General features: G+C 43.2%; 5 protein-coding genes. 3 read left to right on the forward strand and 2 right to left on the reverse strand.

Annotated features, from left to right (window positions below; translation table 11 throughout):
* Positions 1-79 precede the first annotated feature (79 nt).
* Positions 80-1,224, forward strand: a protein-coding gene (locus AC1DLI_RS34110) for an IS3 family transposase (protein WP_477610135.1) whose coding sequence is annotated in 2 segments (ribosomal slippage) — positions 80-353 and positions 353-1,224 — 1,146 coding nt in all. Because the reading frame shifts where the segments join, the coding sequence is not laid out codon by codon here.
* Positions 1,225-1,293: 69 nt separating this feature from the next.
* Here the strand turns inward: AC1DLI_RS34110 and AC1DLI_RS34115 are convergent.
* A complete protein-coding gene (locus tag AC1DLI_RS34115; protein WP_477610137.1) occupies positions 1,294-2,094 on the reverse strand; it encodes a hypothetical protein in 801 nt (266 codons plus the stop codon).
* 101 nt (positions 2,095-2,195) lie between these two features.
* Complete coding sequence (locus tag AC1DLI_RS34120; RefSeq protein WP_477610139.1) at positions 2,196-3,035, reverse strand: sugar phosphate isomerase/epimerase family protein; 840 nt, start codon at positions 3,033-3,035, stop codon at positions 2,196-2,198.
* A 223-nt stretch (positions 3,036-3,258) separates the two neighbouring features.
* Here AC1DLI_RS34120 and AC1DLI_RS34125 point away from each other — a divergent pair, with 223 nt between their 5' ends.
* Together AC1DLI_RS34125 and AC1DLI_RS34130 are read left to right on the forward strand one after the other, a co-directional pair.
* Complete coding sequence (locus AC1DLI_RS34125) at positions 3,259-3,852, forward strand: class I SAM-dependent methyltransferase (RefSeq protein WP_477610141.1); 594 nt, start codon at positions 3,259-3,261, stop codon at positions 3,850-3,852.
* 117 nt (positions 3,853-3,969) lie between these two features.
* The coding region (locus AC1DLI_RS34130) for a GNAT family N-acyltransferase (RefSeq protein ID WP_477610143.1) at positions 3,970-4,182 on the forward strand (213 nt) is incomplete at its 3' end.

Raw genomic sequence — 4,182 nt, forward strand, 5'->3', positions numbered from 1 at the left:
AGTGAGACAAATCAAAACACCTTCAAGAGAATGTGAACATGTCGTAAGATGTGGATACAACCTTGGAGGTGTTTTTGMGTTGGCAACAAGAGTARGCTACCCAGTGGAAACAAAGATGAAGGCTATTGAATTGAGATTGGCAGGTGTCCCAGTAAAAGAAGTAATGGAAGAACTGGACATTCGTAATGTAACGCAATTGAAGGTTTGGATGGCATGGTTCCGGAATAATGAGCTCCATCGCCTGGAGCAGCCTGTTGGTAAACAATACAGCTATGAAAAAGGTCCGGAACACACTTCAGAGCTTGAGAAAGTGAAAGCAGAAAATCGGTTTCTGAAGCAACAATTGGACGTTCTAAAAAAGTACAAGGAGATGGAAAGGAGGTGGAACCGCGAGTCGTTGTCGCCTGGATGGGGTCTATCCGAGGAGAAGTAACGGTGTCTCAGGCTTGTGCATGGCTTGGGATAGCTCGTGCCACCTACTACCGCTGGAAAACGGCATGTGAGCTCCCTTATGAGGATCATACGGTTGAACAAATACGACAGCTCTGTAAGGAACATAAATTCCGTTACGGCTATCGAAAGATCACCGCGCTGCTACAAAAGAAACAGACGATCAATCACAAACGTGTGCAACGGATTATGCAACGTGAGCAGCTGCAATGCCGTGTCAAAGTCAAGAAACGGAAGCTGACGGGGCAGCCTGCATACATAGCGGAGCATCTGTTAAAGCGTCAATTTCAAGCTGAGGCACCGATGCACAAACTCGTTACAGATATTACGTATTTGCCGTATGGTGGAAAAATGTTATACCTATCGAGTATCTTAGACTTGTTTAACGGAGAGATTGTCGCTAGCAGTATATCAGACAAACAAGATACTGCATTTGTGTTGCACACGCTAAATCAACTGCCAGCTCTGCCAGGTGCTGTGCTCCATAGCGATCAAGGCAGYGTCTACACGTCGCAGGCCTATCAGGAAGCTGTAAAAAGAAAAGGCATCACCATGAGCATGTCCCGCAAGGGTACGCCCGCTGATAATGCCCCCATCGAATCGTTTCATTCCACGCTAAAGTCTGAAACGTTCTATCTCGAAGGGCTAACCTGTACAACGACAGCCATCGTTGAGCAGACCGTTCGAGATTACATTACATACTATAACTCAATTAGGATTCAAACGAAACTAAATAACCAGTCGCCGATTGATTTCCGACGACTGGCTGTTTAAACTTGAAAGGTGTTTTGATCCCTGTCTCACAAACGGGGGTCAGTCCCTATCTGTCAACAGCTTTTTTGTTTATTGAGATCCAGCAGCAACCAGCTTGCTTCTTTCTTCTCGTTCCTCGGGCAGCATGCGCGGACAGGTATAACATTTCTGACCGTCTAACCGGCATTCATACATGCAGCAGGAGGAATGCAGCATCAGTTTTTCACCTTCAGGTGCCCACGGATTATCAATATAGCGCGGTTTGTGAATGAATGGATTGCGTTTACGGTTAAATACCTCAGCTGGAAGTCCGACTAAAACATCAAAATCCCGTTGGAAATTGGAAAGAAGAGCGGGATCCTTAATATTTTGATTCACATAATCTCGCACAAAATGGATTTGGCCGCCCACTTGGTTCCAAATCATCGCTGATTTCACATCAGCGCTAAGTGCAATAGCTTCGACGATTGCATTTATTTCTTCTTTGAAATAGGAACCGAAGGCTTGCTCAAGAAAAGCCTTACGTTCCTGATCTTCGGTCGGAACCTCTGTCCAGCGCAATTCATTAATTTTAAAGCCAAGATGTGCATGATCATTATGTTGTTCCAGCTGATAGGTCAAGTTTTGCAGTGTTAAATCTAAATATCGGTTGTATTGGGCCGCAAAAATGAGGTTCGTAATACAAAGATTGAAGAAGGACATGCCGACAAAGGATGCTGCTAATTCCATGCCCGTTGCTTGGACCATATCGCCAGCCTTAATCAAGGTTGCATGAGAAATTTCACGATTATGAAAATTAACGGCTGGAAGCTCAAGCAGGGGATGGGCCGCACCCCCCGGTGAAATATGAAAATAGGTTTCGACAAGCGTAAAATCCATTTGATTCGGCATTAGCGAGCTCCTCATTTTCTAATCTAAAATAATGGCTAATAAAGTATATGCTGTATCGATAACGATTATCATTCTATGTACTCTATTAGTATAGGAGGGTGCTAACGGACTGTCAATAAAAATGGCTTTACAATAGCTTTGACGCGTTCCAAGCCCGCCCACATATCGCCGGGACCATCATAAATGAGGACATATGCGCCGTCGTAGCCTGTTTCTTCAACTTTGTTGAGAAAAGTAATCAGCTCATTTTTGTCCGGGAAGCCAGCTTGATCGTAGGTGGGCTTCACATGAACGGAAACGCTAAGGGGAGCTGTCGCTCCGATTTCTTCGACTTTCCCTTCACCATGATAATTTCCGAAATCCGTAATAAAACCGAGTTGGCTTCCAGCTTGCGCAAGCAGCTTGAGACTGCTTTCGGCAGTTGAAGTGAGCGATTTGAAATTTTCTGTAATGACATGAACAGTCTTGGAGGCTCCGTACGATGCCAGCTCAGCTAAGGATACCGCTGAAATTTGAATGGCTGCTTCATCCGTAGGGGAGGCTTCTCCAGCAATAACCCGTATTTGCTTTGCTCCGCAAAGTGAGGCGATATCGATCCATTTTTTAATCAAAGAGAGGTCGGCCAATCGCTTGTTTTCATCTGCTGAAGTGATATCGCCGTAATCGAGCAACAGCGTATCAAATTTGATATTGGCTTCGTGAAAGGATTTTTTTAGCTGGTCTAGATATTCTGGCTCCGTTGAAGCGAAATGAAAATGACAAACCTCCAGCGCTTGATAGTCCCTGGCAGCCGCTTCTGCGGGAAGCTCTAGTAAGGTCAACAACTGAGGCTGTTCCTGTTCTCTAATCTGATGGCTGCTTGTTTCTGTATCCCAAATCGTCAAGCGGAGAGGGCCTAATATGCGATGTAAACTCCATGTACTAATAGATAGGTATGACACGAATGATCCCGCCTTTTAATATAATGGTTAAACCTAAGAACAGCATAGCATGTAATAAACCTAAAAAAACGCTCCGTATTTGGCATATAGTTCCTCAAGATAGTGATTTTACTCGGAATAGGATACACAGTATTGTAAAAGTGCTCAGAAATCGTTCACCATTCCCTTTACTTCATATATTTCTAGCTTGATGAGCTTGCAATAAGGGAGGCTTTCGCAGCAGATGGGTATTCATAAATTAATTCTCGAGAAAATATTATTTTTGTTTAAATTCCTTTATAAACCAGGCCAAATGGGAAGCGTAACCCCGAGCTCAAATTATTTAGGCCGAAAAATGGTTGAAAGCGTGCCGTGGAATGCTGTAAATCACGTAGCTGAGTTAGGTGCAGGTACAGGGGCGATAACCAAGCATATTAAAAAAGCTGCCAGCAGCCAAACAAATATTTTATTATTTGAGAAGGATCCGTATTTGTTTAAAGCATTAAAGGATGCTTATCCCCGGTTCTTAATCTTTCAGAATACGATGGAACTGCATGAAGCTTTGGCCCAAGAAGGAATCGAACAACTTGATTGCATCATAAGTGGACTTCCATTTTTTAATTTTACTCAAGCGTATAGAACAGCATTGCTGGAACAGATTACGGCCTCTTTACGGGATAATGGTCTGTTTATTGCCTTTCAATATTCTCAGCAAATGAAAAAGCAGTTGAGCTTCTATTTCTATATTGATGAAGTAATATTTGTTCCGTTTAATATTCCACCTGCGTTTGTGTATGTCTGCAGAAAAAAACAACGTTTGGAATCGGAAGAAGGATGAATCGGAGTCAAACAAACCAGTAATTTTTGCTAAATAAGCATTAAGCATTATAATAAGAAGTATAGGCTGCTGAAACGCAGGACAAAAAGTAATTTAGTTATGGAAGGAAAGAGATGGATGGAAACGAAACGTATTACGACTGAAGAGCAATTAGATGATGCATTCCGTATTCGGAAAGCAGTCTTCGTGAAGGAGCAGGGTGTAGCGGAGGAAGTAGAGCTGGATGAATTTGAAGATATCGCCGATCATGTCCTTGTTTATTACGAAAACGAACCAGTTGGCACAGGCAGAGTGCGGGTTGTGGATGAATATGCTAAGCTGGAGCGAATC

It is taken from the genome of Paenibacillus sp. 01T443 (genome assembly GCF_056398325.1).

Excerpts from the sequence above, each read along its gene's own strand:
- AC1DLI_RS34125 (WP_477610141.1), top strand. The coding sequence starts at position 3,259 with ATGGGTATTCATAAATTAATTCTCGAGAAAATATTATTTTTGTTTAAA.
- AC1DLI_RS34115 (WP_477610137.1), bottom strand. The coding sequence starts at position 2,094 with ATGCCGAATCAAATGGATTTTACGCTTGTCGAAACCTATTTTCATATT.